Genomic DNA, 26,671 nt, shown 5'->3' on the forward strand with positions numbered 1-26,671 from the left:
GCTGCGGTTTCTGCGGCGACCCGTGTGAAAGTTCGCGACGCCATCAGAGCCGGGCCGTCCCGCGCCACCCGGTCGACATAAGGTGCCCACGTGGATACTAGGCCTGGCAGCAGAACGTCGACGGCTCTGCCGGCAGCAGCTCGCCGATCGGCTCGCCGCCGCTCGGGGCGCAGCCGCCGGGATCCACGGCCACGACCTCCGCCGACTTGCTGCCGAGACCGATGCCGGGCGGCGTGACCCCGCAGAACGGCGCCATGGAGCTGACGAGGGTCGAGGCGACCTGCTCGGCGCACGCCCCGTCGCTGTAGACCGAGGCCATGATGGTGCAGGAAGCGCCCTCCAGCTCCCCGCAGCCGCACGCGGAGCAGCCGCGCGTGTCATCGGCGCCGCCGTAGAAGACGTGCCTGTCCAGGTAGGGCTCTTCGCACGTCACGTCGCCCTCGTGGAAGATGCACGTCAGGAAGCCGCCGGGCGGCGGGACCCCGGGCTGGTCGGGCGAGGGCATGCAGGTGCTCCGGTCGCCCAGGCACTCGGTGTAGGCGCCGGGCACGCAGGCGAGCGCCCGGGTCAGCCAGGGATCGAGGAGCGCCGGCGGCGGGGGCTCATCGACCCTCGGCGTGCAGGCGGCGGTGGCGGTGACCAGCACGGTGGGCGCGTCGATCGAGATCGACTTCACACACGGCTGCCCGCCGCAGTTCTGGCCCGCGGGGATGGCGTTTTCGGCGGAGCAGGCGCCGTCCCAGCCGTCGGGCGCGGCGAAGGTGGTCTCGACGCTGCCGGCGTCGCCGGAACACGTCGTCGAGGTGTGCGCCGACCAGCCCAGCGGGAGCTGGCACGAGGCTGTGGCCGCGTCCGGCGGATCGCACAGGCAGGCCCCGCAGGCGAGCGGCGCGGGCGCAAGGTCGGCGAACCCCTCGTAGCCGACGTTCGGGGCGTCGGCGGGGCAGTCCGGCACCTGGTCCCGCGGGCCGAACCAGAGGAGCGCCGGTCCGAACCAGCCGAGCGGCGCCGGTGGGACGCAATCGCCGGCGCAGGCGGTCTCGTCGCCGCCGCCTGTCCCGCCGCTGCCGCCGGCCCCGCCGCCCCCACCTTCGCCGCCAGCCCCGCCGCCGCCTTGCTCGGGCCACGGGCAACCTGGATTGCCGTACTCCTGCGGCTGACAGGGACCGATTACGGTCGGATCTCCGGGACAGCCAGGCAAGAAGAGAGAGCCCACGAGCAGGAGGAAGGGGGTTCGCATGCCGGACAAGATACGTAGAGATGGCCCGCGCTCACAACGGGAAGCTTTCACGAGACAGTCGATTGCACTGAGCATTGAGGATTCCTTCTGAAAATTCTTATCTCGATGGCGAGGAGAGCCGGGGCCTCCACGAAATCGTTCAGTACGTCGCCGTGACACCGAGTCCGAGCGCCGCGCCGACCGGAGGTGAGGACCATGTGATGGATCCAGCTGTCTCGCGCCGCTGGCTACGGCGCCGGATCACCGCCTCCGCAACGATCGCGTTGGCCTCGGCGTATCCATGCGCGCTCCACCTGTCCGACAGGGCCCAGGCGCTGCCGAGCCGCGCTCCAACGCTGAACAGAGCGTCGTCGCGTACCGTCATGTCCCACGGATGCCGGGGTACGAACCGGACGAAGCCGACGGTCGCGACCCCGCAGCCGAACAGATGGCTGCCGCGCAGACAGCCCACACCAGCCGCCGTGAGGGCTCTCGTGCTGATGATCATGTCTTTCACCTCCTCTCGCAGGGAGACGAGCCCTCGCCCCTCCACCGCGATCGACCAGGCGGGCCGGCGAACGCCGAAGGACAACGTCAGGCCAGCCGCGGCCCCCGGCGTGATCCCCAGGCCCAGGGTCGCGCCGACCCCCGCTTCGAGCCGCAGCGGCTCCGACGGGGATGGGGCTGCCTCTGGCGGTGTTGGCGCCTTCGGATGTTCGGTCCGGCGCACTGGCTCGGGCGCGGCCCGGCGCGCCTGCGGAAGCGGCGGTGAAGGCGGTGCTGAGGGCTCGGGCGGCGGTGAGGCTTCGGAGGGCGGTGACGCCCGCTCCGGCGCGTTCAGGATCTGCGCCACGATCGCGAGGGCTGCGCCGGAGAGCAGGGCCTCGCAGCCGCGCCGGGTGCTGAACCCCTCGGCCCAGGCTGTCTCGCCCGCACTCTCGCTCTCGCGCAGGGCCATCGAGGCCGTGAGCTCCGGCCCCGCCTGCGCGATGGTGACCGTGAGCACCCGCGGCGCGTCGTCCTGGAACGGATCGGCGCCCAGCCCGCGCGTCACCTCCGCGCGCAGGAGCGCTTCGTCGGGGCAGGCTTCGGCGCCGGGGCCCCGCAACACCTCCAGCCGCATCGCGGCCCGCGGCAGCTCCGGCGCGGCGCGCGCCGCCGCGACGCACAGCAGGACCCTGGCGGCCGTGGCCGCCGCCACGGCGGCGCGCGCCGGGCGCCCTGCGCCCCGGATCGATCCGATAGCGCGCCGGGCCTGGCGCGCGCCGAGCCCGTGTCTGGCCCAGGCGCTGCTCATCGCGACGGCGCTCCTCCCGGCGCACGCTGCTCCGGAGGAGAGAGGCGCGCCCGGGCGATCGTGCGGAGCCGCTCCCGCACGTTCTTCAGCTGGCCCCCGGGGAACCGCTGCTCGTGCACGGCGATCTGCCGGAGCGCCCCGGCGGGGTCACCGGCAGAGAGGCGCTCTCGCGCCGCGGTGAGCAGCCGCAGCTCCTCCGCGAACGTGTCATCGCGCTCGCTGGCCCGTGGCGCCGCCCGCGGAGCAGCAGGGCACGGCCGGTGGGGCGCCTCGGGCGCGGGAGCGACGGGCCCCGGCTCCAGCGCCTGCAGCGGCGGGGTCGCTGCAAGGCAGGCGGCGCTCACGGGCGGCAGCTCGGGCAGCAGCGCCCCGAAGCGGCGAGCCCACTGGGCCGGCGGTGACGCGATGGCGAGCTGCACCGCGATCGTGCTGGCGATGCCCGCCGCGGCCGAGCCGAGGGCGAGGCCGACACGGGCGAGCGTCCGCCGCAGGCTCGGGGCCGCCGGCGTCCCCGGCAGCGGCGCCGGAGGCGCAGGCGGAGGAGGCGCAGGCGGCAAGGAGGCAGGAGGTACGGGTGGAGCAAGCGGCGGGGTGGCCGGCGGTGCAGGCAAAGAAGGAGGCAGCACGGGCAGCGCCGCCTGAGACGGCGCCGGCGGGGCGCCCGGCGGCGTCGAGGCGCTCGCGCCGTCCTCGCGTGCCAGGGAGCTGGACGCCAGCGGGAACAGGAGCCAGCACGCGCGCAGCGCCTGTCGCTGCTCCGGGCGCAGCCGCGCGACGGCGGCGCGGTAGTCCTCGCGGGCGAGGCGCAGCCGGTTGCAGGCGGTGTTGTAGTTGATGCCGAGCTCGCGCGCGATCTCCACGATCGGCACCTCGAACGCCTCGTGCAGGACGAGGAGGATCCGCCTCTCCGGGGCGATCGTGCCGAGCACCGCGATCGCGAGCTCAAGCCGCTCTCGGTCAGCGATGCGCTGCTCGCTGCTCGGCGCGGGATCGACGGCCTGGCCGTGCGGCGTGGGGTGCAAGCCCGTCGGCACCTCGCGGCGGCGGTAAGCGCGGTCCATGTAGCGGCTGACCTTCCTCCAGGCGATCCCGAACACCCACCGGGCCTCCGCGCTGCCTTGCTGGCGCCTGCCATCCCGCTGCGGCGGATCACCGGCGGAGTCGGCCTCGTCCAGCGGCGCCGAGATAGAGGCGGGGTAGGCGGGATCGAACCGATCCAGGCTCTCGTACGCCGCGAGCAAGATCTCCTGGGACAGGTCGTCGATATCGGGCTCGGCGACCCCCAGGAGCCGGAGCGCACTGGGGAGGACGTTCAGTGCAGCAGCGTGAACGGAATTCCATGTCGCGTTGCGGGAGGTGTCGTCGGCGGGCGAAAGGAGGGTGCTCATATCCAGAATTGCGGCTGGATTTCCGGTTCCGTTTGAGAAAATGCACGGCTCGGTGCGTGGGGCGGCGACGGCGGCGACGCGCCTGGTCGCCGTGCCTGCAGCCGCCTGCGATCCGCTGAGCATCGCGCTGCTCGTGCACGCCTACGACCAGACACGCCGGGCGATCGCCTCTCTCCGCTGGAACGAGGGGGATGCCGACACGATCGCGCCGTCGCTCTACAAGGGCCGCGGTGGTCGCACGGCATCATCGATGCGACGCCGCCGCGGCGCCCCAGGACGCTGGCCCGCCCGGCCTGACGGCGCCCTCATCGCCCGGTGCCGCACCGCCCGGGGGAGCGCCTGGCGCGGCGGTGTCCGGCGCCTCGCCCAACGGCGCGCCGCCTATCATCTCGTTCGTAGTGGCCTGTAGTAGTAGTGACCTGCGGCGTCCCGGTTCACGTCATCTCCGGGGCGCTCGCATCGCAGCCCGCTGTCGCGCCGGGTTGAGCGCCGGGATACCCCGCCGAGACGCGGCGCGACTGTCGCGGGCCGGCGCTACCTTTCTGGGATGCGCATGCGTTAGACCGGACCGCCTTCCAGACGCCGCGCCTGTTGCTCGAACCAGCGTGCGAACCCCTCGGCGGCTGCAACGAGCCCGGCCCGCGACACCTCCACGCCGCGGCCCATGTGCCCGGGTAGCTCGCGAGAGAGGATGCGAACCGAGCCGCCGGGCGGACAGAGGACGAATGCTTTGCACCCGGCGAACTGCTCGCCCCAGTTGGTCAGGAAATCGTGGGCGCTCCAGAACGTCCAGTCCCGGCGGCGCTCCTCGGCCGTTCGGGTGTCGGGCACTTCGACGTCTCCATGATGGCTGTACAATAGCCCGTCGAGGAAGTTCCAGGCAGCGATGTCGTCCAACCCGGCCAGCTTCTCGGACCACAGGCGGTCGAGGTTGGAGGGCAGCCAGCGAAAGGAGCGGTAAGCCGGGTACAGCGCACAGTGCGACTCCCCGAAGTCTCCGAAGGCCACCCCGCGGCACCAGACGCACATGCGTCCCCACACTGCGCTCGGGGGCTCCAGGTTGGGCTCCACGTCCGCTTCGATGGCGAAGTCCTGCCGATCCCCGAACAACATATCGACTCAGCCTCCTGCCGCCCCGCGCCCGCGCGGGGCGCGCTCGTCCGAGGATCTCGGTCAGCGATTGAGCCAGGCGCTGACAGGCGCGATGACGCGCTCGCTGAACGCCTCCTTGTCCAGCGCAGCGCCGAGATCGACGCGGAGATAGCGGTAGGTACACGGGCGCCCGCCGGCGTCGAGATCGTGATCGTTTCCGTCGTAGATGGTGTCCTCCTGTTCGCTCAAGGACGACCAGATCTGGTTCCACGGCAGGTTCCGAACGGAGGAGCGCATCAGGTTGATCTGCAGCTCGGAGCCCGCCGCGCGCGCGCCGCCGAAGCGCGTCGGATCCGGCTCATCACCTCCGCTGCGCGTGAAGCCCGTGTCCGACACCACGTCGACGACCACGCTCCGCGAGGTGCTGGTCGATGACTGCCAGACGAGCTGGAGGCGATACGCAGGCAGGAAATCCCAGGCCCAGTACTTGCGGCGAAAGAACTCGGTGGTCGATTTCGGGTGACGCGAGAACAGGGACGGATCCCAGCGCTCGAACGCGAGCCCGATGCCCGCGAGCGCGTCGGACAGCTCTGCCAGCCGATCGAAGACGCGGCGCTGATACTGGTGGACGAGCCGATAGCTCTGCCTCACGAGCGCCATGTCCATGCCGCCGTCCCCCGCGGTCGTCTCGAAACTTCGAGGCGTCGCGGCGGCGGCGGGCGGGGCGGGCGCCGCCTCAGGGAGGAGCCCGCGGTGTGCGACCCGGGTGACGGGAGGGACCATCACCTCGATCTCGTCGGCGAGGAACGCGAGGGGCCCGGCGGGGGCGGGGGACGGGGCGGCCGCCACCTCGAGGCGCGCGGTGGGCCGAGGGGCGCCCGCCATGAGCGGCGGCGGCGTGGCGGGCTCCCGGTTCCCGGCGGAACCGAGGGCGTGGACTAGCGCCACCAGGGGATCACCGAACTCCTCGAACGTCAGGAACTCGATGCAGCTCAGGTCCTTCAGGCGCCGCTGGGTGTCGCGCAGCTCGCGCGCCCGAACGAGCATGTAGTGCGGCCCCGCGGCGCCGCCGAAGGCCTCCTGGACCCACGCGATCTGGTTGCCGAACATCGCGTCGTCGAGGCTGAAGCCGACGAACAGGAAGGTGCGCGCCGCAAGCAGGTGGCGCAGCGCCTGCAGCGCGCCGCGGTAGCGCACCTCGTCCTCCTGGCTCGGGTACAGCTCGCGGTAGCCGTCCGGCGTCAGGATCAGCCGCTGCGGCTGCTGGATGAAGCCGTGCAGGTGCCAGACCGTCGGGCGATCGATCTCGTCGCGCAGCATGGCGGACAGCTCCGCCGTCGCGTCGACGCTGATCTGCACGAGATCGTTCGGATCGTCGAGCGCGTAGCGGAGGATCTGATCATAGTTGGTCGTGATCACCAGCCTGCTCGGCAGCTGCCAGACGGCGCGCGCGAGCGACAGAGATCCGGTGTCGATGCGATTGCCCGGCGGATCCAGCACCTGGCGGAGGTAGCGGTACCAGCCCGCCCCCATGCCCTCGCGCGCGTACCGGGCCGCCTCGAAGTAGTCGGGCGCCCGCTTCTCCAGCAGCCCTTCCACGACGTTGGCCTCGGGCCGCTTGCCGTCCTCGCGGAGGCGCGCGGCTGCTCCGAGGAGCAGGTCTCCCCAGCTGGGGAACATCCGCTTCCCGTTCCGGTCCAGCGCGGCCATGGACACGCCGGCGCCGACGAAGGGCACGACGAACCGGTCGCGCAGCGCGTCCTCGAGGGTCTTGGGAATCGCGATCACGGGGCGCAATGTTGCCGGTTCCGGCCCCGCGCGACAAGCCGTGGGCGCATCGCTGCCGCGCGCGGCCGCCGGTCAGCTCATTTCGAGGAGTAGCCGAGCGGGATCCTCCAGGGACCCGATGATCTCCCAGGCGAACGGCCCCCGAGGGCTGCCGCCTTGCCCTCGATCAAGCCCGATGTCCCGCCCGGAGGCCGGCGGCAGATGGTGTTTCCTGCGCACCGCGTGACGGGATCCGTTATCTTGGCCCCCGAGGGGATCCATAGAGTGGTCGTTACCGAGAGGGGCAGTGGGATGAGCACCGGGGCGACCACGGAACCGCCGCTTTCGGTGGACAGCGGACGACGCACGCATCTCGCCTGCGGGCGATGGCTCGAGGCAGAGGCGATCTCCGATGGACCTGCCCTTCTGGCTTGAGCTCGAGCTCGAGCTCCACGGCGGCGAGCTGCGGCTCGCCGCCCGCGGCAGCCGCGGGGAGCGCCTGCCGTCCCGGTCGCTGGGTTCGGAGGTCACCCGGGAGCGGCTCACGGCGTTCACGAGGAGCGTCGGGCACGCGGTGAGCAACGGCCAGCCCCTCGGCGCGCCGGCGTTGAGCGAGGCACGGGCGCTCCACGCGGCGGTCTTCCAGGGCGAGCTCCGGGACGTCGCCGCTCGCCTGATCGAGGCCGCGCAGGACCGACCGCTCTTGCAGCGATTGCTGCTGCGCGATCCCGTCCTGCAGGCGTTTCCCTGGGAAGCGCTCTGCGAGCCCGAGACCAGCGAGGGCTTCTGGGGCAGCTCCCCTCGGGTCCTGCTCGCCCGGAGCGTGGCCATCACAGGCCCGTGGGAGCCGCGGGAGGTGGCCGGGGCGGTGCGCCTGCTCGCGATCGCGCCGTCGGGAGAGGGGAGTGCCCTCGGGATCCTGAAGGAGGCGCTCTCCGACCAGATCGAGGCCGGCGAGATCGAGTGGCTGGATCCGATCAACGGCCCTCGTGCGGGTCAGCGTTTCCTGTTCGAGCAGCTTCGCCGCAGCAAGAGCCCGCACATCGTCCATTTCCTCGGGCACGGCACCGTCGCCCCGGATGGCCGGCCGATGCTCCGGCTCGCCGACGAGGACGGCGAGGAGGCCCGGATCTCCGCCGGATCGCTGGCGCAGGAGCTCTCGGCGAGCTTCGGCGAGGACCTCCGGCTGGTGGTGCTGGAGGCGTGCGAGGGAGCCGCGCCCGGGGCCTTTGGCAGCGCGGCGGAGATCCTGGCGCGGGCGGGCGCGGATGCGGTCGTGGCGCACCTCTGGCCGGTCGAGGCCGGCATGGCTCGGCTGTGCTCGAAGGAGTTCTATCGAACGCTCACCGGATCGGGGCGCGCGCACGGCGACGTGGCGGCGAGCCTCGCGGCCGCGCGGCGGACGATGCTCTTGCAGAGCGCGGAGGGGTTCTCCCCGGTGCTCACCTTGCGTGGCCCGGGCGCGACGATCTTCGATTTCGAGCGCCGCAAGGTCTCGCCTCCCGTCGCGCGGCGCGCGCTCTCGGGCCGCGCGAGGAGCCTGGCGCCGGCGCTCCAGGGCCTCCTCGAGCGGCCGTTCTCGATGGTGCTCGGCGACCACGGCCAGGACAACAAGTCGGAGTTCCGCCGCGAGCTCCAGCGGTTCCTCGCCGAGAGCGGCGACCCCGGGGGAGACGCCCTGTCGCTCTCCGCGCTCACCCAGCGCTGCGCGCTGCGCTTCGGCCAGGAGAAGCTCTACGAGGTGTTCCAGGACGCGCTCCACGGCAAGCTAGACGCGCACACGCCGCCGCTCGTGGCGTCGCTGGGGCGGCTCTTGCGGCCGGGCGTGCACGTGACGTTGTTATGGCTTCCGCTGCTCGAGCGGGCCATCGCCGAGCACCAGCCGGATCGCACGGTGTACGTGATCCAGCCGTCGCTCCTCGACACGGTGGGCAAGCCGCGGGTGGTGAAGCGCGCCGGCGGCACGAAGGCGTGGACGAAGCTGGCGGGCCTTCCGAACCGCTTCGATCGCGAGAGCGATCTCGTTGTGCTGCGTCTCTACGGCGGCTACCTGCCGGAGCCGCGGCCGGTCTTCACGAGCGCGATGCTCACGGAGGATCAGCACATCCACGGCCTGATCGGCGTGGAGGGGTTTCGCCCTCCCGAGTGGGCGGATGGCCTGATGGGCTGGCTGCGCAATCAACCGGGCCTGTTCGTGGGCCTCTCGGTGCTGGAGTGGCGGCACCGCATGCTCTTGCGCTGGCTCTATGACCAGCGGCCCGCGCCGAAAGGCAGCCTGTCGCTGCTGAGCCCCCGGGTCGACCCGGCCGAGCAGGAGATCTGGGAGAGCGGCGGAGGCCTGCCGGGAACGGGGCGGATCGCCGCGTTGCGAGAGGAGCCGGACGAGCTTTCGGCGGTGCTCGCCGCGGTTGCGCGGCCCGAGGCGACGACCCGATGAGCCAGAACCCCTTTCCAGGGCCGCAGCCCTACCGCGCGAGCGAGCGAGAGCGCTTCTTCGGCCGCGAGGAGATGACCGAGAGGCTCTCGGGCAGCATCCTGGCCCATCGCTGCGTCACGGTCTTCGGGCCTTCGGGTGCAGGCAAGTCCTCGCTGATGCAGGCGGGCGTGATCCCCGAGCTGGAGGCTTCGCACGAGGCGCGGGCGGTGCGCGTCGACACGTGGCCTGAAGGCGAGCGTCCGATCGAATGGATAGCCGACGCGATGTATACCGCGCTCAAGCTGGGGGAGCGGCCGCGGGAGATGGCGCCGGACGAGGCGGCGCTGCTGGCGGCGCAGCGGGCGGCGCGGCGGTCGGAGCGGCCCATCCTGATCTACCTCGACCAGATCGAGCAGCTCCTCTTTCCCGGCCGGGATCCGGCGGAGCTCGAGGCGCTCGCCGAGTGCATCGATCGGCTGGCGGATCAGCCATTGCGCGGTCTGAAGCTGGTGCTCTCGCTGCGGGAGGATTACCTGGGACGCTTCCGGGATCGGCTCCGGGGCCGCCGCAAGCTGCTCGACAACGGGTTCCGGGTCGGGCCGCTCTCGGTGAGCGAGATGGTCCGTGCGGTCTGCCGTGCAGCGGAGGAGCAACGGTGGTCCGAGCGGCAGATCCACGCGCTGATGCTCGAGGTGAGGGCGCCTGGCTCTTCGGCGTCGGACGAGGCGGAGGTGCAGGCGGTCTACGCCCAGATCGTGTGTCGGGTGCTCTGGGAGGAGCGGGCCGCGGGGAAAGGGCACGAGCCTGGTGTGGTCGAGGCCGAGGCGATCCTTCGCCGGTACCTGGAGGTGACCGAGGAGGGGCTGGGCCCGCTGAAGGACGCGGGACGTAGCCTTTTGGAAGAGCACCTGATCGATCCGGCGGGGAACCGGAAGCCGCTGACGGAGAAGGCGGCGCGCCTCGTGCTGCCGGCCGGGGACGCGACCGAGGTGCTGGAGCGGCTGGAACGGGCCGGAGTGCTGCGCGCGGAGGAGCGCCAGGGGAATCGGCTGTTCGAGCTGGGGCACGACTGGCTCGCCAAGAAGGTCTTCGAGCGGAGGCAGGCGCGGGAGGAAGAGCAGAGGCTGGCCAGAGAGCGCGCGAAGCGGCGGAGACTCGTGGCCATCGCGGCGGCGCTGGGGGTGGCGGCGGCGGTGATGGTGGCTGTCGTCATCTGGGCCCTCGGGCAGCGGGAGAAAGCGCTGGTGGCCAGCGATGCCGCGCGGGCGGCTCAGCGAGACGCGGACGCGCAGGCTGCGCGGGCACGTACGGCTTCATTGATGGCCGGCGCTCGTGAGCTTGTCGCGACAGGTCAACGTGCTTCGGCGGTTAGGCTCCTCCTTGAGGTCGAGGAACCGCAAAGAATACGGGGATGGCCCGAGTTGACGCATGAGGTTCTTGCGCGGGGGCTACTCATGGCGACTATGCGAGGCCATCAGGGCCCATTGAGTGACTGCGCGTTCAGCCCCGACGGCCAGTGGGTCGTCACCGTCTCGGACGACAAGACCGCGCGGGTGTGGAACGCGGACGGGTCCGGCAGCCCCGTCGTCCTCCGAGGCCATGAAGGCGTGGTCTGGTCCGCGGCGTTCAGCCCCGACGGCCAGTGGGTCGTCACCGCCTCGGATGACAAGACCGCGCGGGTGTGGAACGCGGACGGGTCCGGCAGCCCCGTCGTCCTCCGAGGCCATGAAGGCGTGGTCAGGTCCGCGGCGTTCAGCCCCGACGGCCAGCGGGTCGTCACCGCCTCGGGGGACGGGACCGCGCGGGTGTGGAACGCGGACGGGTCCGGCAGCCCCGTCGTCCTCCGAGGCCATGAAGGCGTGGTCTGGTCCGCGGCGTTCAGCCCCGACGGCCAGTGGGTCGTCACCGCCTCGGGGGACGGGACCGCGCGGGTGTGGAACGCGGACGGGTCCGGCAGCCCCGTCGTCCTCCGAGGCCATGAAGGCGTGCTCTGGTCCGCGGCGTTCAGCCCCGACGGCCAGCGGGTCGTCACCGCCTCGGACGACAAGACCGCGCGGGTGTGGAACGCGGACGGGTCCGGCAGCCCCGTCGTCCTCCGAGGCCATGAAGGCGTGCTCTGGTCCGCGGCGTTCAGCCCCGACGGCCAGCGGGTCGTCACCGCCTCGGACGACAAGACCGCGCGGGTGTGGAACGCGGACGGGTCCGGCAGCCCCGTCGTCCTCCGAGGCCATGAAGGCGTGGTCAGGTCCGCGGCGTTCAGCCCCGACGGCCAGTGGGTCGTCACCGCCTCGGACGACAAGACCGCGCGGGTGTGGAACGCGGACGGGTCCGGCAGCCCCGTCGTCCTCCGAGGCCATGAAGGCGTGGTCAGGTCCGCGGCGTTCAGCCCCGACGGCCAGCGGGTCGTCACCGCCTCGAACGACGAGACCGCGCGGGTGTGGAACGCGGACGGGTCCGGCAGCCCCGTCCTCCGAGGCCATGAAGGCGTGCTCTGGTCCGCGGCGTTCAGCCCCGACGGCCAGCGGGTCGTCACCGCCTCGAATGACGAGACCGCGCGGGTGTGGAACGCGGACGGGTCCGGCAGCCCCGTCGTCCTCCGAGGCCATGAAGGCGTGCTCTGGTCCGCGGCGTTCAGCCCCGACGGCCAGCGGGTCGTCACCGCCTCGAATGACAAGACCGCGCGGGTGTGGAACGCGGACGGGTCCGGCAGCCCCGTCGTCCTCCGAGGCCATGAAGGCGTGGTCTGGTCCGCGGCGTTCAGCCCCGACGGCCAGTGGGTCGTCACCGCCTCGGACGACAAGACCGCGCTAGTGTGGAACGCGGACGGGTCCGGCAGCCCCGTCGTCCTCCGAGGCCATGAAGGCATGGTCAGGTCCGCGGCGTTCAGCCCCGACGGCCAGTGGGTCGTCACCGCCTCGGGGGACTGGACCGCGCTAGTGTGGAACGCGGACGGGTCCGGCAGCCCCGTCGTCCTCCGAGGCCATGAAGGCGTGGTCTGGTCCGCGGCGTTCAGCCCCGACGGCCAGCGGGTCGTCACCACCTCGGGCGACAGGACCGTGCGGGTGTGGAACGCGGACGGGTCCGGCAGCCCCGTCGTCCTCCGCGGCCCTGAAGACGGGGTCAGGTCCACGGCGTTCAGCCCCGACGGCCAGCGAATCGTCACCGCCTCGGACGACAAGACCGCGCGGGTGTGGAACGCGGACGGGTCCGGCAGCCCCGTCGTCCTCCGAGGCCATGAAGGCATGGTCAGGTCCGCGGCGTTCAGCCCCGACAGCCAGCGGGTCGTCACCGCCTCGAATGACAAGACCGCGCGGGTGTGGCCCCTGTCTATCTCTGGGCTCCGGCAGAGTCTTCGAGCGGCCCCCGCCGATTGCCTCGACCCCGACATGCGCCGGACCTACCTCGACGAGAGCGACGACGACGCTCGCAAGGGCTATGAGGCCTGCGAGCGCTCCTATGGGCGGACACCCTTCTACCCCGATACCAACACACCTTGACCCTTGACGCATTGTCGCCGCAGGGGCTTGCCATCATAGCGCTGGCTGCCTGACTGGCGTGATGATGGGATTTGGGCCGAAGCGATCGCCGGTCCAGAAGGCTTCGAGAGCAGGCTGAACTCACGCGGCTCCGACGCCGAGGCTGAATGGGCGCTGCCATCAACGTTGCACTCGCATCGTGGCCGTCGGACAGGTCCGAGCGGATCGTGGTGACGCCTTTCGCGGCGGGATGCGCGCGGAGCCGAAACGTCGCTTCCTTGTGGTCATCCTCCCCTCCGGACGGAAGTGCGAATGACCGACAAGGGTATCGGCCCACTCGAGGCTCTGGCCACAGAGGCCCTGATCCTGCGTCAGCGGTAGGCCCCCGGGGAGGGTGCTCGTGGCGTGGGCGCGGGGTGGGGATGGGCCGCTGTCTGAGCCCAATAGCCATCTATCCTCCGGCTCTGCCGGAGGATAGATGGCTCAGGCGAGTTCGGCGGGGCCCCACCCCGCGCCCACGCCACGAGCACCCTCCCCGGGGGCCGGGCGTCTCGGCAAGCCCCCGGCCTCGCGCGCCGCGCTCAGGAACGACCCTGGCCCCCGGCTCGTGTTCGCTCGCTCAGCTCAGCTCATCTCCAAAAACAGCCGATCCGGATCCTCCAGGTACCCGATGATCTCGTAGGCGAACGCCGCTCCCACGTGCCCATCAATGATCCGGTGGTCGAACGACAGCGACACCAGCATCACCTCGCCGATCACGATCTGCCCGTCGCGCACCACCGGCTTCTGCTTCATCTGGTGGATCCCGAGGATCGCGACCTCCGGGAAGTTCAGTATCGGCGTCGCGAACAGCCCCCCTTGCTGGCCGAGCGACGTGATCGTGAACGTCGAGCCGCCGAGGTCCTCCGGCTTCACCCGCCCCGACTTCGTGTCCTCGCCGAGCCGCGCGATCTCCTGCGCGATCTCCAGCACGCTCCGGCGATCCGCGTCGCGCACGACAGGCACGATGAGCCCGGCCTCGGTCGCGGACGCGATGCCGATATGATAGCTCTTCTTGACGACGATCTCCTGCGCCGCCTCGTCGAACGCGCTGTTCAGCATCGGGTGCTTCTTCAGCGCCGCGACGACGGCCTTCACGAAGAAGGGCAGGAACGTGAGCTTCACGCCCGCCTTCTCGGCCAGCGGCCGCAGGCGCGCGCGGCGCTCCTTCAGCGCGGAGACGTCGCACTCCTCGACGAAGGTGAAGTGCGCCGCCGTGTGCTTCGACCGCGACATCGCCTCGAAGATCCGCTTGCGCACGCCCCGCAGCGGGATGCGCTCGTCGCCCGGCGCCGAGGGCAACCCCCGGCCGCGCTCCCCCTCGGGCCGGGCCGCCCCGCGCCCGCGGTCCTCCTCGGGCCGCCCGGCCGCCGCGCGCTCCCCCGCGTCCAGGGGCGCCGCCGCCCGGTCATGCCCCGGATCGAACACCATCGGAGCCGTCGGGGGCTCCACCTCCGGCGCCTCGAGCGCCCGCACGTCGTCCTTCGTCACGCGGCCCGCCGGGCCGGTCGGCGGCACGCGCCGCAGGTCGACCCCGAGGTCGCGCGCCAGCTTGCGCGTCGCGGGCGTCGCGAGCGGCTTCTCGTTGAAGTAGGCCGCCGCACGCCCCCCCGCGCCGATGCTGCCGTTCGCCCACGCCGACCGCGCCGGCGCCACCAGGTTCATCCCCGGGAGGTCCTCCCGGATGTCGCCGACCGCCGTCGCCGCGGGCTCTGCAGGCCCGGATTTCGCGGCCGCCGCCGCGGGCGGCTCCGCGGGGCCCGTCTTCGCGGCCGCCTGTCGCACCCCCGCCCCCGACGCGGGCGCCGCCGCCGCCGCCTCAGGCCGGTCGTCGAGGTCGAACACGACGAGCACCGAGTGGACAGGGACGACCCCGCCCACCTTGCCCCGCGTCTCCACGATCCGGCCCGTGCGCGGCGACGTGATCGTCACCGTCGCCTTGTCGGTCATCACCTCGACCATCGGCTGGTCCTCGGCGACCATGTCGCCCGGCGACACCAGCCAGGTCACGATCTCGCCCTCGGTGACGCCCTCGCCGATGTCCGGAAGCCTGAACTCGTACTTGCCCATGCGTCAGTACCTCGCCGTCTCCAGGATCGCCGGAAGGATACGATGGGACAGAGGGAGATACTCGTTCTCGAGGGTGTACGGGAACGGGGTATCGAAGCCCGTGACCCGGACCGGCGGCGCCTCCAGGTGGAGGAACGCCTTCTCGTTGACCAGCGCGACGAGCTCGCCCCCGAGGCCGCACGTCTTCGGCGCCTCGTGCACAACGATGAACCGGCCCGTCCGCTTCACCGACTCGATCACCGTGTCGATGTCGAGCGGCCACAGCGTGCGCAGGTCGATCACCTCGCACTCGACGCCCTGAGCGGCCGCCTGGTTCGCCGCGTCGAGCGCCTCGTAGAGCATCGCGCCCCAGACAACGAGCGTCACGTGCCAGCCCGGCCGGACCACCTTCGCCTGGCCGAGCGGGACCGTGTACTCGCCCTCGGGGACGTCGCCCTTCGCGGCGCGGTAGATGCGCTTCGGCTCGAAGAACAGCACCGGATCCGGGTCCCGGATCGACGAGAGCAAGAGCCCCTTCGCGTCGGCCGGGTTCGACGGGCACACGACCTTCAGGCCCGCCACGTGGATGAACTGCGCCTCGGGCGACTGCGAGTGGTAGTGCCCGCCGCGGATGCCGCCGCCGAACGGCGTCCGGATGACCAGCTTGGACGGATACTCGCCCCCCGACCGGTAGCGGTACTTCGCCAGCTCGGACACGATCTGGTCGTACGCGGGATAGATGAAATCGGCGAACTGGATCTCCGGGATCGGCACGAGCCCGTAGAGCGCCATCCCGATGGCCGTCCCCACGATCCCGTTCTCCGAGAGCGGCGTGTCGATGACCCGGTCGTCCCCGAACTCGTCGAACAGGCCCTGGGTCACGCGGAACACGCCGCCGACCTTGCCGACATCCTCGCCGAGCACGACGACCCGCGCGTCCCGCCGCATCTCGTGGCGTAGCGCGTCGTTGATCGCCTGGACCATGTTCATCTGAGGCATGCTCTTCGTCTCCGTCTCTCGGCCAACAGGTGGGGGTACAACCTCACCGGCGCCCCGGCCCCCCGAGGCTCCCCGCCGATCGCGGGCAGCGGCGCCACCCCCGCCGCGCCGCCGTCCGGCGAGCCGCCACGCCGACGCCGCCGTCCGCGCAGCCTAGTGGCCGCCGTGGCCCTTGGGCCTCGAGCCCGCCTTGAGCTGCTCCCGCTGCTCCACGAGGTGCCAGGGCGGCTCCGCATAGACGTCCTCGAACATCGAGTCGAGCGGCGGCGGCGGGACCTTCTCCGAGGCCGCGATGCACGCCTTGACCTCCGCGTCGACCGCCGCCTCGATCTCGCGATCCTGCGCCTCCGTCCAGCCCTGGGTGCGCTCGATGTGCCGCCGGAGCCGCGCGATCGGGTCGAGCCGCCGCCACGGGTCGAGCCATGCGTCGGGGCGGTACGCCTTCGGGTCGTCGCTCGTCGAGTGGCCCGACAGGCGGTACGTCATCGCCTCGATGAGCGTCGCGCCCTCGCCGCGCGAGGCGCGCGCGATCGCGTCGCGCATCACCTTCACGACGGCGAACACGTCGTTGCCGTCGACCCGCACCCCGGGGACGCCGTAGGCGACGCCCTTGCTCGCGAACGTGTTGCTCGACGTCTGGCGCTCGGTCGGCACGCTGATCGCCCAGCCGTTGTTCCGGCAGAGGAAGATGACCGGCACCTTGAACACGCCAGCGAAGTTCAGGCCGCTGTGGAAATCCGACGAGCTCGTCGCGCCGTCGCCGAAGTAGGCCAGCGTGACGAGCTCGTCGCGCTTCAGCTTGGCGGCCCACGCGAAGCCGACAGCCTGGGTGATCTGCGTGCCGATGGGCGAGCTCACCGAGCCGAAGTGGCCCTCGCGGTAGGTGTAGTGGTCCGGCATCTGCCGCCCCTTCACCGTGTCGTTCGCGTTGCCGAACATGTTGTCGATGTACCGCTGGAGCGGCAGCCCTCGCCAGAGCGCCGCGCCGAACTCGCGGTAGCACGGGAACACCCAGTCCTGGGGCCGCGTCGCGGACACGCTGCCGAGGACCGTCGCCTCCTCACCCAGCGAGCCGATGTGGAACCCGATGCGCCCCTGGCGCTGCAGCGCCACGAGCCGCTCGTCGAGCAGGCGCGTGCGCATCATGGCCTTGTAGAGGGCGATCACCTCCGATGGCTCGAGCTTCGGATCGTGCGCGGGGTCGAGCGAGCCGTCGTCGCGCAGGACCTTGATCACGTCGTCGGCACACGTATCGAGCGGGTGCCGCGCGACGGCAGCCTGCGGCTCGAGGCTTGCCCCGGAGACGTTCGGCGGGCGGTCGGTGGAGTACGTCGCGGTGCTCATCGGTTCGCGGGACACTAACCAAAGGCGCTGCCCGAGACCAGTGCCCAGACGCGGCGTACGCTCATTCGCTTTACGCGTGACGTTGGGGTGACGTTGACTCGTCGCAGCGATCGCGCGGGGTTTGACTCGCCGCGGCGAGCTCGAACCCGCGCGCGCCCTCATGCGCGTCTCCCGCCGTACGCGGCGGCGCTGATGTCCACGCTAGACGTTCACGTGCTCGGCTGCCTGCGCGAGGGCCTCGTCGACGGCGGCCACGTCGAGCTTGAAGCCGCGCGCGAGCTGCTCGAGCACGCCGTGCTCCTGCGCGCTCACGCCGCCGGAGGCGTGCGCCATGGAGGCCGCCACGCGGAGCACCTCGCGCTGATGCTCTGTCCGCGCGATCGTGCGGGCGACCATGCTGATGCGCTTCTCCAGCCCGTCCTCGGCCAGCATCTCGCCGAGATCGGCGACGAGCGCCTCGATCTGCTTCTCGTGGACGAGGTTCTGGCAGGCGCCGGCGACGATCGCCTGGAAGCGCCCGCGCTCCTCGTCGTCGAAGTGGCCGTCGGCGTTCGCGACGAGGAACGCGGCCTCGATGATCGTCTCGAAGAGCGCCACCGCGGCGGGATCGAAGCCGGTGGGCATCGTGATGTCTTCGATGGGAGGGCGCGCGCTGTAGGCCCTCGCGGCCTGGGCCAGGATCGACGCCACGCGCACGCGGGGCGCCTCCGAGCCGAGGCGCGAGGCGCCTTGCGCGATGCCGCCGGGGCGCCTGTTGATGGGAGCGGACATCGTGGTGTTGGACCCTCCTGCCGTCCAACACGCTCGGCCAAACGCCCGGAAGCGTCAAGGCGCTTGCGCCTGCCAGCCCGCGCTCCCCGTGGCGAATGCGTTCAGTCTGCCATCCAATCTGCCGAGCCCATCCCAGAGCGGTGCTCACCCGCACAGGAGACGGGCCCAGATCGGCGTTTTCGGCGCGCAAGCGCACTCCAGTGCGCTGAGCACCGAAAACGTCGAGATGGGCCCGTATCCGAAGCGGGTGAGCGCCGCTCTAGCGGCGGACGAGGGAGGCGGCCGGGACGAGCTGCGCGGGGCTCGACGACGACGTCGCCGGGGCGACGGGCGGGCGGGGCTCGTCCGGGTCGAGCTCTGCGGTGAGGCGGGCGGCCTCGCGGCGCGCCACGGCGAGGCGCTCCTCGAGGAGCGCCTCGACGGCCGGGGCGCCGCCCGGGGAGGCGCCGGCGGGCAGCGCCGCGCCGCCTCGGTCCATCAGGCTGCGGACGAAGACCTCGGCCGCCTTGTAGCTCGACCGAACGAGCGGCGCGCTGGCGGCGTAAAGGAAGCCCATCTCGAGCGCCGCGCGCTCGAACGCGGCGAAGGTCTCGGGCTCGACGAAGCGCTGCACGGGCGCGTGCTTCGAGGAGGGGCGGAGGTACTGGCCGATCGTCACGATGTCGACCCCGGCCTCGCGCAGGTCGCGGAGCGCCTCCAGGACCTCGTCGTCGGTCTCGCCGATGCCGACCATGATCGAGCTCTTGGTGAGCCGCCGCGGCGCGGGCGCGCCGGCCTCCGCGGCGTCGGCGGCGAGGCGCCGCTGGCGCTCCTTCGCGCGCCGGAGCACGGCGAGCGACTGGTCGTAGCTCGACCGGACGTCGCGGATGACGCGCGTGATGCGGCGGACGACCTCGACGTTGTGGGCGAAGACGTCGGGCCCGGCGTCGACCACCATGTCGACGGCGCTCATGTGGCCCTGGAAGTCGCCGACCAGCGTCTCGATGAGCAGGTCGGGGCGGAGCGCGTGCAGGCGGCTCACCGTGCGGGCGACGTGCTCGGCGCCGCCGTCGAGCAGGTCGTCGCGGTTGACCATCGTCATCACGACGTACTGGAGCGAGAGCCGGGCGATGGCGCGGGCCACGTGCTCCGGCTCGCGCACGTCGACAGCGCCGCGCGGATCGCCCGTCGTGACCGCGCAGAAGCGGCAGCCGCGCGTGCACACGTCGCCGAGGAGCATCACCGTCGCGGTCCCCTCGCGCCAGCACTCGCCGACGTTCGGGCAGCGCGCCTCCTCGCAGACCGTGTGGAGATCGAGCTTGCGGAACGTCTCCTTGAGGTGGTGGTACGTGTCACCCCCGGGAGCGCGGACCTTGAGCCATTCAGGCTTGGGCGAGAACTGCGCCATCAGGGGTGTCCTTAGCCCATGCGGCGGGGGAGCGCGAGGGGGAGGTGCGCTAGCCGGACGGCGGCGCGGGCGGCACGGAGCGGCTGATCTCGCGCGTCGTCAGCTTGCCGCGCTCGGTGAAGACGGCCGTGACGAGCTCCGCGGGGGTGACGTCGAAGGCCGGGTGCCGGACGGGCACGCCGGGCGGGACGACGCGGCGGCCGCCGACGACGGCGAGCTCGTCGCGGCTCCGCTCCTCGATCGGGATCGACGCGCCGCTGTCGGTGGCGAGGTCGATCGTGCTCCACGGGGCGGCCACGTAGAACGGGATGCCGTGGTGGCGCGCGAGGCAGGCGAGGCCGTAGGTGCCGATCTTGTTCGCGACGTCGCCGTTCCGCGCGATGCGGTCGGCCCCGACGACGACGGCGCCGATCTCGCCCTTCTGCATGAACCACGCGGCCATCGAGTCGGAGATCACCTCGACGGGGATGCCGTCCCGCTGGAGCTCCCAGGCGGTGAGGCGGGCGCCCTGGAGGTACGGGCGGGTCTCGCACGCGAGCACGCGGAGCGCCTTGCCCTCCTCGATGGCGGCGCGGATCACGCCGAGCGCCGTGCCGTAGCCGCCGGTCGCGAGCGCGCCCGCGTTGCAGTGGGTGAGGACCGTGCCCGACTCCGGCAGGCGCGCGGCGCCCGCGCGGCCCATCTGGTGGCAGGCGGCGACGTCTTCCCGGTGGATCTCGCGGGCGAGCTCGGCGAGCTCCCGCGCGCGCTCCTCGCCGCGGCGCCCGGCGTTCTGCAGGGCCGCGGCGATCGCGCGCCGCACCGCCCACCCGAGGTTCACGGCGGTGGGCCGGGCCGAGGCGAGGTGCTCCCCCGCCGCCCGCATGGCGGCGACGTAGCTGGAGGCGCCCTCGTCGCGGGCGGCGCGCGCGGCGAGCGCCATCCCGTACGCGGCGGCGATGCCGATGGCCGGGGCGCCGCGGACCACCATGGTCCGGATGGCCTCGGCGACGCCGGCGGAGTCGGTCACGGTGAGGTAGCGCTCGCGCTCGGGCAGCTCGCGCTGCTCGAGGAGGAACACGCGGTCGTCGCCCTGCGCCAGCTCGACGGCCGAGTAGTCGGCGCCGGAGAGGGCCGCGGCCGGCTCCCAGGGCGGCGCCGGCCGCGCGCCCTCGCCTGGCCTCGGTGTCTGCTCTGCTTCGAAGCTCGTGCCCATTCAGCCCCTCCCGTTCGAGCGTGACGGCTCCCCTGGCGATCCGTCGTCCGGCCCCTGCGCCTCGGCGCTCGCGGCGAGCCGGCCGCGGATCTCCTCCGCGACGGTCGCGAAGTCCTCCGCCGCGTCGGCCTTGCGGCCCGCAAGGTAGGCGCGGAGCGCGTCGGCGGCGAGCAGCGCGAGGCTCGCGTTGATGCCGTGCGCGGTGAGCGCCTCGATCACGTCGCCGTTCTTGAGCAGCGTCTCCAGGTCGTCGAAGACCGCGGCGAGCTCTGGCCCGGGATCGATGCCGCCGCCGGCGGCGGGGCGCGTCTTCTTGTCGTCCTCGCGGGTCACGGGTCGCGCCTCATGATTTCGTGCTGGTCGCCTTGGGGATCGCGGTGAAGGGGAAGTGCGGCGGCTCCACCCCGGGCACGCACTGGTACTTCGAGAAGTCGGTGACGCCCTCCTCGCGGAGCAGGGCCTCGTCGATCCACGCTTTGCCGCGCCGTGCCGACGGCTCGCGCGAGAGCAGCGCGAGCGTCGCGTCGGCGAGGATATCCGCCTTGCGCCAGAGCTCCGGGCCGCCCAGGCCGAAGTTGATCGTGGCAAAGCTCTCGATCGCGGTCGCGGGCCAGAGGGCGTGGGCCGTGACGTTGTGCTCCGCGTACTCGCCGGCGATGGCGTCGGCGATCATCGTCATGCCGAATTTGGAGACCGCATAAGCCCCGTGGTGGGCGCAGGCCTCGGCGTCGACGGGGGGCGACATCATGATGATGTGGCCGTATTTTTGCGCGATCATCTTGGGGAGGACGGCCTGCGAGAGGGCGAACGACGCGCGCACGTTGATGCCCATGATGAGGTCGAACTTCTTCATGGGTGTGTCCACGACGTCGGCCCACCAGAGCGCGCCCGCGTTGTTGATGAGCGCGTCGATGCGCCCGAGGCGCTCGACGGCCGTGGCGACGGCGCCCCTGCAGGCCTCGTCGTCGCGGACATCGAGCTTGATGGGCAGCGCGCGGCGGCCGAGCTGCTCGATCTCGCGGGCGACGTCGTGGATCGTGCCCGGGAGGCGCGGGTTCTCGGCGACCTCCGTCTTCGCGGCGACGACGATATCCGCGCCTTCTCGCGCGCAGGCGAGGGCGACGGCCCGTCCGATCCCGCGGGAAGCTCCTGTGATGAAGACAACGCGGTCCTTGAGGCGCATGGTCGGCGGTCATAGCACAGGAGCCGCCGCGGGTGCGGACTCGCGGTTCGCAGTCGAGCGGCCGTGCTGCGGGGTCGCCGCGCGGTCATCGCAGCGTCAGGCCGTCAGGGCGCCTTCCCACCTTTTCCACGAGCGCGGCAGCCGGCATGCCGCGCGGATGAGATGGCGCGCGCGTGCGGCAAGAGGCCACATCCACCGCCACCCCGCGCGTGACGCAGGGACGAGCTCTGCCGCGGACGTGAGCGGGCGAGGGCCCTCAGGCGAGCGGCGTGGCGGTGTGGCGAGGAGCGGGGGAGTCGCGCGGAATTTCATGCGCGTTCGATTGACACGCTGCTGACATGCGGCCCGTGGCTCCCCGCGGCGCGCGTCGACGCGCGATCCACGGCGGGCGGAGGCGGAGGCTCGCAGGGTGTCGTCGCCCCCACGGGCTTCTGATCGCGGTCTGTTGCCGGACACGGACACCCACCCTTCGGACCAGGGGAGATATTGTGTCCTGATGGCTCCATGTCTCACACCGTCTTTGCGTGAAGAAATCCTGTGTCGTCGAGCTCCGGGGAGCTCGGTTTCATGGGTCTTGAAAAGATCCAGTGATCCGGCGGCAAATCATGCCTGCCAGAGTGTTTCGTATCTGGACATGCCAGCGGTCAGGTGACACCGTGTCGTGAGCGAATCGAAGGGAGGCGCTGCGCTGCGTGGGATCGCGCTGTGCGCTACTCCGCCCCCTGAACAACGCTGTACTGGGGTGGCCCGTCGAGGTGTCGTGTGCCCCGGCGTACGTGCTGGCGCGAGCCGCGACGCAGGGGCGGGCCGAGCTCGGACGGGCCCAGAGAACCAAGGAGCATGCATATGAGCGCTTTGCACAGGACGCTTGTCCTCGCCTTCATCGCTGGCTGTTCTGCAGTCGGCTGCCTCGCCTCGACCGAGGTCGACGAGGAGCCGTCGGCGGAGCTGTCGGAGGACCAGTCCTCGCCGCTCGCGGGGGCGGTCTGCGATACCGCGTCGGAGGGCTCGGATGTGGAGCTCTCCTGTCCTGCCGGCGAGGTCATCACGGCTATTCAGTTCGCGAGTTATGGCAGGCCGCGCGGCGTCTGCGGCGGCTACGCGGCCACCTCGTGCAACGCGCCGACGTCGAAGGCCGTCGTGGAGCGCGCGTGCGTCGGAAAGGCGAGCTGCACCGTGCGGGCGAGCAACGCGACCTTCTCCGGTGATCCGTGCAGGAGGACCGCGAAGCGGCTCTACGTGCAGGCGGCGTGCGGCCTCGCGACGCCTGGCAGCGGCGCGAGCGGCTCGACGAGCGGCACGGGCGGCGCGGGCGGCGAGGGAGGCGCGGGCGGCTCGACGAGCAGCACCGGAGGCGCGGGCGGCTCGACGAGCAGCACCGGAGGCGCGGGCGGCTCGACGGGCGGTGAGGTCTGCGGCAATGGGGTTTGCGGCGCGGGCGAGGACTGCTCGAGCTGCTCGAGCGACTGCGGCGCATGCCAGATGTGCAGCGGCGCCGGGCCCAGCACGACTCCGCTCGACACCGAGGAGCAGGCGTTCCTCACCCTCATCAACCAGTATCGCGCGCAGAACGGCCTCGGGGCGCTCTCGGCCTGCACCTCGATGAACCGCGCTGCTCAGGGGCACAGCGAGGACATGCGCGATCAGAACTATTTCTCGCACACGAGCCTCGACGGCCGGACGCCCTGGACCCGCATGTGCAACGCCTGCTACGAGCTCGGCTGCGGGGGCACCGCCATGGCCGAGAACATCGCCGCTGGCAACTCGGCAGCGCAGGCGACGTTCACGCAGTGGAAGAACTCGGACGGCCACAACAAGAACATGCTCGGCTCCGCCTACAAGGTCATCGGCATCGGGCGGGCGACCGGAGGCGGGACGTACGGGTCCTACTGGACAACCGTGTTCGGCGGCAGCTCCGAGGCGAGCTGCAATTAGGCCAGGCACCCGCGGCGGCGGCCGCCTGCTCGCAGCAGCGTGTCGCGCGTGAGGCGTTCTGCCATGGCAGAGCGGCGCGACCCGGGAGCCGAGATGGCCCGGGCCGCGCCGCGCTCCGCAGCCGGAGAGCAGCGGCCGAGTGGCGGCCTGGTGATTGCTTCACACCGGGACGGTGGAACAGCAGACCTCCGCAAAAACACATGTCATCTATCTTCTCGGTCCGTACCGAATTCCCGGCTTCCACGGGGAGCGCAACGTGCGTGTCTACCTGCCCGACGAGGGGGCGCGTGACGGGCGGCCATCGCCTGTGCTCTTCCTGTTCGATGGGCAGAACGTCTTTCACGACGACCCCTCCTACAGCGGAGGGTGGCACCTTCACGAGGCCGTCCATGATCTCGCAAATCGAGGTCTCGAAGCGCCGGTCCTGGTGGGGCTCGATCACGGCGGGCCCGAGCGGTTGACGGAGCTGTCGCCGTTCCCGGGCGACGGAAGCGAAGGGAAGCTCGACGAGTATCTGGGCTGGCTCACCTCCGAGATCGTGCCGGCCGTACAGGAGCGCTTTGCGGTGAGGCGCGACCCGGCCAGCACGGCGATCGGCGGCTCATCCATGGGGGGCCTCGCGGCGCTCTATGCTCATCGGCGTTGCCCCGACGTGTTCGGGGCCGCGCTCTGCATGTCGCCATCGCTCTGGTTCGCCGAGCGCAAGATCTTCGACGTCCTCGCGTCTCTGGCCGTCCCCGCGAGCTCTAGGCTGTACGTCGATGCCGGCGCTCAGGAGGACGGGGGCTCGGTGCTGCGCGACGCCGCGCGGCTGGTCGAGCAACTTCGCCAGCAGGGCTACAGGGAGGACAACCTGCTGTTCTGCCTGGACGAGGACGGGACCCACTCCGAGGACGCGTGGCGCCGGCGCGCGCCGGGGGCGCTGCAGTTCCTGTTCACCGGGGCCGCCAGGGAGCCGCAGGGCGGCGCCGGAGCGCCGGAGGGGTCGCAGCAGGCTGCCTGATCTCCTGCGTTTCGGCGCTCGTCGCGCCGGCGGCCCAGGCCCGACCGTCCCCTACCGCCGCCCCTTGCTCCGCTTGCGCGTCCCCTGGACGATGCGCGCCGCGTAGCGCGGTATCGGGGCGGTCGCGCCGAGCGCCGCGGACAGGCGGTCGACCTCCGCATCCGAGAACGACGTCTTCCGGAGCGCGGCGATCGCGTCCGCCACGACGTCGCGCGACTCGGGGCGCTCCGCCCGGGTCTTCTCCTCGAGCCAGCGCACCACCTCGGGGAAGCGGCCGGCGAGGGCCGCGATCTGCGCGGGCATCCCCTGCCGGAGGAGGCGCAGGCCCTGCAGCCGCTCGTCCGCGCGCGGGGAGCGATCCGACAGCACGAACGCCTCCTCGAGGCGCTCGACCACCTCCGCGCCCGCCGAGAGCCTGGCGAGCAGCGTGCGCTCGGCGAGCGCCTCGAGCGCGACGTACGCCTGCAGGTAGCCGTCGGTCCAGGACGAGAGCTCGCCGACCACCGCGTCGCCGCGCGCCGCGATGACGGCGCGGAGCGCCGCCACCACCCCGTCGCGCACGACGCGCCGCGGATCCTCGGCCAGCTCCTCGAGCGCCTCGAGCGGCTCGAGCCCGCCCTTCCCGCGGCGCGCGCCGCCCGCGCGCGGCGCCTGCCCCGCTCCGCCCGCCGGCGTGGCGCCCTGCACCGCGAGCGACGCGAGCGCCTGCGCCGCCACGATGAGCGCGTACTCCTCGGTGGTCGCGCAGAGCGCCCGCACGAGCCGCTCGGCCGGCGCGCCGCGGTCCGCGATCGCCGCGCCGACCGCCCGCGCGAGATCCAGGTTCACGCGCGGCAAGGGGGCGTTCGGTCCGAGGTCGGGGCCGGGGGCGCGCACCCCGCCGCGCCGGGCGGGCAGCCCGGAGCTCCGATCGAGCAGCGCGAGCAGCTCGGCCGGATCGCCGCTCTGCACGGCGCGCTCGATCGCCGCGTCGATCTTCGGGTTGCGCAAAGCGCCCGGGGGAGTCGCCCCGCGGCGCATATCCGAGGTGTCAGCCATTCAGAACCCCAGGGAAAGACCGACCTCCGGGGAGAGGACGGTGGTCACGGCAGGAAAGGTGAGGCTCGCGCGGAGCGCGAGGTTCAGCGAGAGGGCCTCGATCGGCGCATAGGCAACGCCCGCGCCGACCGGCTTGCCGGGTCGCGGTGAGCGTCTGTCGCCGAGCCTCGACTCTCCCGCTCGCTCCCGGCCTCGTGCAGGGGCTCGTCATGTCAGGCTCGGCGGAGCGGTACTCGCGCTCCCCGGGCGCCAGGTACCAGACGGTCACCTGCTTCACGCTGGGCAGCAGCTCGGCGGGGACCTCGCCATGCAGCGGGACGGGCGTACGGACGCGCTGCTCGGACATCGGCGCGCAACGTAGCCCACCGGTGTGTCCGCGAGCGCCAGAAAAGCTTGGGAACGGGAACCCCGCTCCCCCGATCCTGGAACACGCCACGCGCAGGAGGGACAAATAATCCACAGGTTGTTCCCAGGTTGTGGAAACCCCGTGGGACCCTGGCAACTCCGCGGAGCTGCCCGTCCTGCGCCGATCGCGGGGCGGCAGCCCCTCCAAGCCCCGGCGCCAGCCGAAGCCAGCCCGGGCATGGACGCGCCGCCCACACCGATGCAACTGATTTTTCTGCGATTTCTGGCGCTCCGTGACCCGGCGCGCCTCCCAACTTCCGGGCGCTAAACTCCCTCCTTCGGAACCAATCTGCAACCCAAAAATCACGTTCCCGAGCCCGGTTTGACAGTCCACATGCTTGTCCACAGATTGGCCACCTGATGGCCCCAGACGGCGCGCAGGTTTCGTGTCGGATGCCGGGCGCCGGGCGAGTTCTCGCTTGTCTTTCGGGTGGCGATCGACATGCGATTGACAAGCTCGAGATGACCTGGGTGGGGGAAACAGCGGGCGCCGGGGCTCGGCCGGAGCGCCCGGCGAGCGTCCATCCGGCGGACGCGCGGGCGCCGGGGCTCGGCCGGCCGGAGCGCCCGGCGAGCGCTCCATCCGGCGGCCGTCCGGGCGAGGCGGCCGCGCCGGGCGCGGCGTCGCTGGGCCGCGCGGCGCCGCGCCCGGCGTGCTAGCGGGTGCG

General features: G+C 72.0%; 18 protein-coding genes. 4 read left to right on the forward strand and 14 right to left on the reverse strand.

The window, feature by feature from the left end; genetic code table 11:
- Window positions 1-97 precede the first annotated feature (97 nt).
- From WMF46_RS08620 to WMF46_RS08640, 5 genes are all read right to left on the reverse strand, one after another.
- Entirely contained in the window at window positions 98-1,240 is a 1,143-nt protein-coding gene (locus WMF46_RS08620) for a hypothetical protein (protein ID WP_437985181.1), read from the reverse strand.
- Window positions 1,241-1,379: 139 nt separating this feature from the next.
- Complete coding sequence (locus tag WMF46_RS08625; protein WP_437985182.1) at window positions 1,380-2,516, reverse strand: hypothetical protein; 1,137 nt, start codon at window positions 2,514-2,516, stop codon at window positions 1,380-1,382.
- A complete protein-coding gene (locus WMF46_RS08630) occupies window positions 2,513-3,904 on the reverse strand; it encodes an RNA polymerase sigma factor (RefSeq protein ID WP_437985183.1) in 1,392 nt (463 codons plus the stop codon). The genes WMF46_RS08625 and WMF46_RS08630 overlap by 4 nt, the downstream gene beginning before the upstream one ends.
- A gap of 558 nt (window positions 3,905-4,462) precedes the next feature.
- Window positions 4,463-5,017, reverse strand: a complete 555-nt coding sequence (locus WMF46_RS08635; RefSeq protein ID WP_437985184.1) for a hypothetical protein — start codon at window positions 5,015-5,017, stop codon at window positions 4,463-4,465.
- Between the two features lie 60 nt (window positions 5,018-5,077).
- Window positions 5,078-6,784 carry an SIR2 family NAD-dependent protein deacylase gene (locus WMF46_RS08640; protein ID WP_437985185.1) on the reverse strand — a complete coding sequence of 569 codons (1,707 nt, stop codon included), beginning with the start codon at window positions 6,782-6,784 and terminating at the stop codon, window positions 5,078-5,080.
- A gap of 391 nt (window positions 6,785-7,175) precedes the next feature.
- Between WMF46_RS08640 and WMF46_RS08645 the strand changes: the two genes are divergently transcribed.
- On the forward strand, window positions 7,176-9,200 hold the full coding sequence (locus tag WMF46_RS08645; RefSeq protein WP_437985186.1) for a CHAT domain-containing protein: 2,025 nt from the start codon (window positions 7,176-7,178) through the stop codon (window positions 9,198-9,200).
- On the forward strand, window positions 9,197-12,676 hold the full coding sequence (locus tag WMF46_RS08650) for an nSTAND1 domain-containing NTPase (RefSeq protein WP_437985187.1): 3,480 nt from the start codon (window positions 9,197-9,199) through the stop codon (window positions 12,674-12,676). Before WMF46_RS08645 ends, WMF46_RS08650 begins: the two co-directional genes overlap by 4 nt.
- Before the next feature lie 603 nt (window positions 12,677-13,279).
- Here the strand turns inward: WMF46_RS08650 and WMF46_RS08655 are convergent.
- From WMF46_RS08655 to WMF46_RS08690, 8 genes are all read right to left on the reverse strand, one after another.
- Window positions 13,280-14,764 (reverse strand): dihydrolipoamide acetyltransferase family protein, encoded by a 1,485-nt coding sequence (locus WMF46_RS08655; RefSeq protein WP_437985188.1) that lies wholly within the window; start codon window positions 14,762-14,764, stop codon window positions 13,280-13,282.
- Window positions 14,765-14,767: 3 nt separating this feature from the next.
- Window positions 14,768-15,742: an alpha-ketoacid dehydrogenase subunit beta gene (locus tag WMF46_RS08660; protein WP_012234205.1), complete on the reverse strand. Its 975-nt coding sequence runs from the start codon at window positions 15,740-15,742 to the stop codon at window positions 14,768-14,770.
- 153 nt (window positions 15,743-15,895) lie between these two features.
- The gene (locus tag WMF46_RS08665; RefSeq protein ID WP_437985189.1) at window positions 15,896-17,086 is read right to left on the reverse strand and encodes a thiamine pyrophosphate-dependent dehydrogenase E1 component subunit alpha; all 1,191 of its coding nucleotides are present in this window, start codon (window positions 17,084-17,086) and stop codon (window positions 15,896-15,898) included.
- Window positions 17,087-17,287: 201 nt separating this feature from the next.
- Window positions 17,288-17,857: a tellurite resistance TerB family protein gene (locus WMF46_RS08670; protein WP_437985190.1), complete on the reverse strand. Its 570-nt coding sequence runs from the start codon at window positions 17,855-17,857 to the stop codon at window positions 17,288-17,290.
- Window positions 17,858-18,116: 259 nt separating this feature from the next.
- The gene (gene lipA / locus WMF46_RS08675; protein WP_437985191.1) at window positions 18,117-19,244 is read right to left on the reverse strand and encodes a lipoyl synthase; all 1,128 of its coding nucleotides are present in this window, start codon (window positions 19,242-19,244) and stop codon (window positions 18,117-18,119) included.
- A gap of 49 nt (window positions 19,245-19,293) precedes the next feature.
- Window positions 19,294-20,439, reverse strand: a complete 1,146-nt coding sequence (gene mtnA / locus WMF46_RS08680; RefSeq protein WP_437985192.1) for an S-methyl-5-thioribose-1-phosphate isomerase — start codon at window positions 20,437-20,439, stop codon at window positions 19,294-19,296.
- A complete protein-coding gene (locus WMF46_RS08685; RefSeq protein ID WP_437985193.1) occupies window positions 20,440-20,772 on the reverse strand; it encodes a hypothetical protein in 333 nt (110 codons plus the stop codon).
- A 10-nt stretch (window positions 20,773-20,782) separates the two neighbouring features.
- Complete coding sequence (locus WMF46_RS08690; RefSeq protein ID WP_437985194.1) at window positions 20,783-21,622, reverse strand: SDR family oxidoreductase; 840 nt, start codon at window positions 21,620-21,622, stop codon at window positions 20,783-20,785.
- Between the two features lie 846 nt (window positions 21,623-22,468).
- On the opposite strand from WMF46_RS08690, the gene WMF46_RS08695 reads away from it, so the two are divergent.
- On the forward strand, window positions 22,469-23,557 hold the full coding sequence (locus tag WMF46_RS08695) for a CAP domain-containing protein (protein ID WP_437985195.1): 1,089 nt from the start codon (window positions 22,469-22,471) through the stop codon (window positions 23,555-23,557).
- Window positions 23,558-23,729: 172 nt separating this feature from the next.
- A complete protein-coding gene (locus tag WMF46_RS08700) occupies window positions 23,730-24,560 on the forward strand; it encodes an alpha/beta hydrolase (protein ID WP_437985196.1) in 831 nt (276 codons plus the stop codon).
- A gap of 51 nt (window positions 24,561-24,611) precedes the next feature.
- Here the strand turns inward: WMF46_RS08700 and WMF46_RS08705 are convergent, their stop codons facing one another.
- Window positions 24,612-25,598, reverse strand: a complete 987-nt coding sequence (locus tag WMF46_RS08705; RefSeq protein WP_437985197.1) for a hypothetical protein — start codon at window positions 25,596-25,598, stop codon at window positions 24,612-24,614.
- Window positions 25,599-26,671: the final 1,073 nt, after the last annotated feature.

The sequence above is a fragment of the Sorangium sp. So ce117 genome, assembly GCF_051524395.1.
Classification (GTDB): Bacteria; Myxococcota_A; Polyangia; order Polyangiales; family Polyangiaceae; genus Sorangium; species Sorangium cellulosum_B.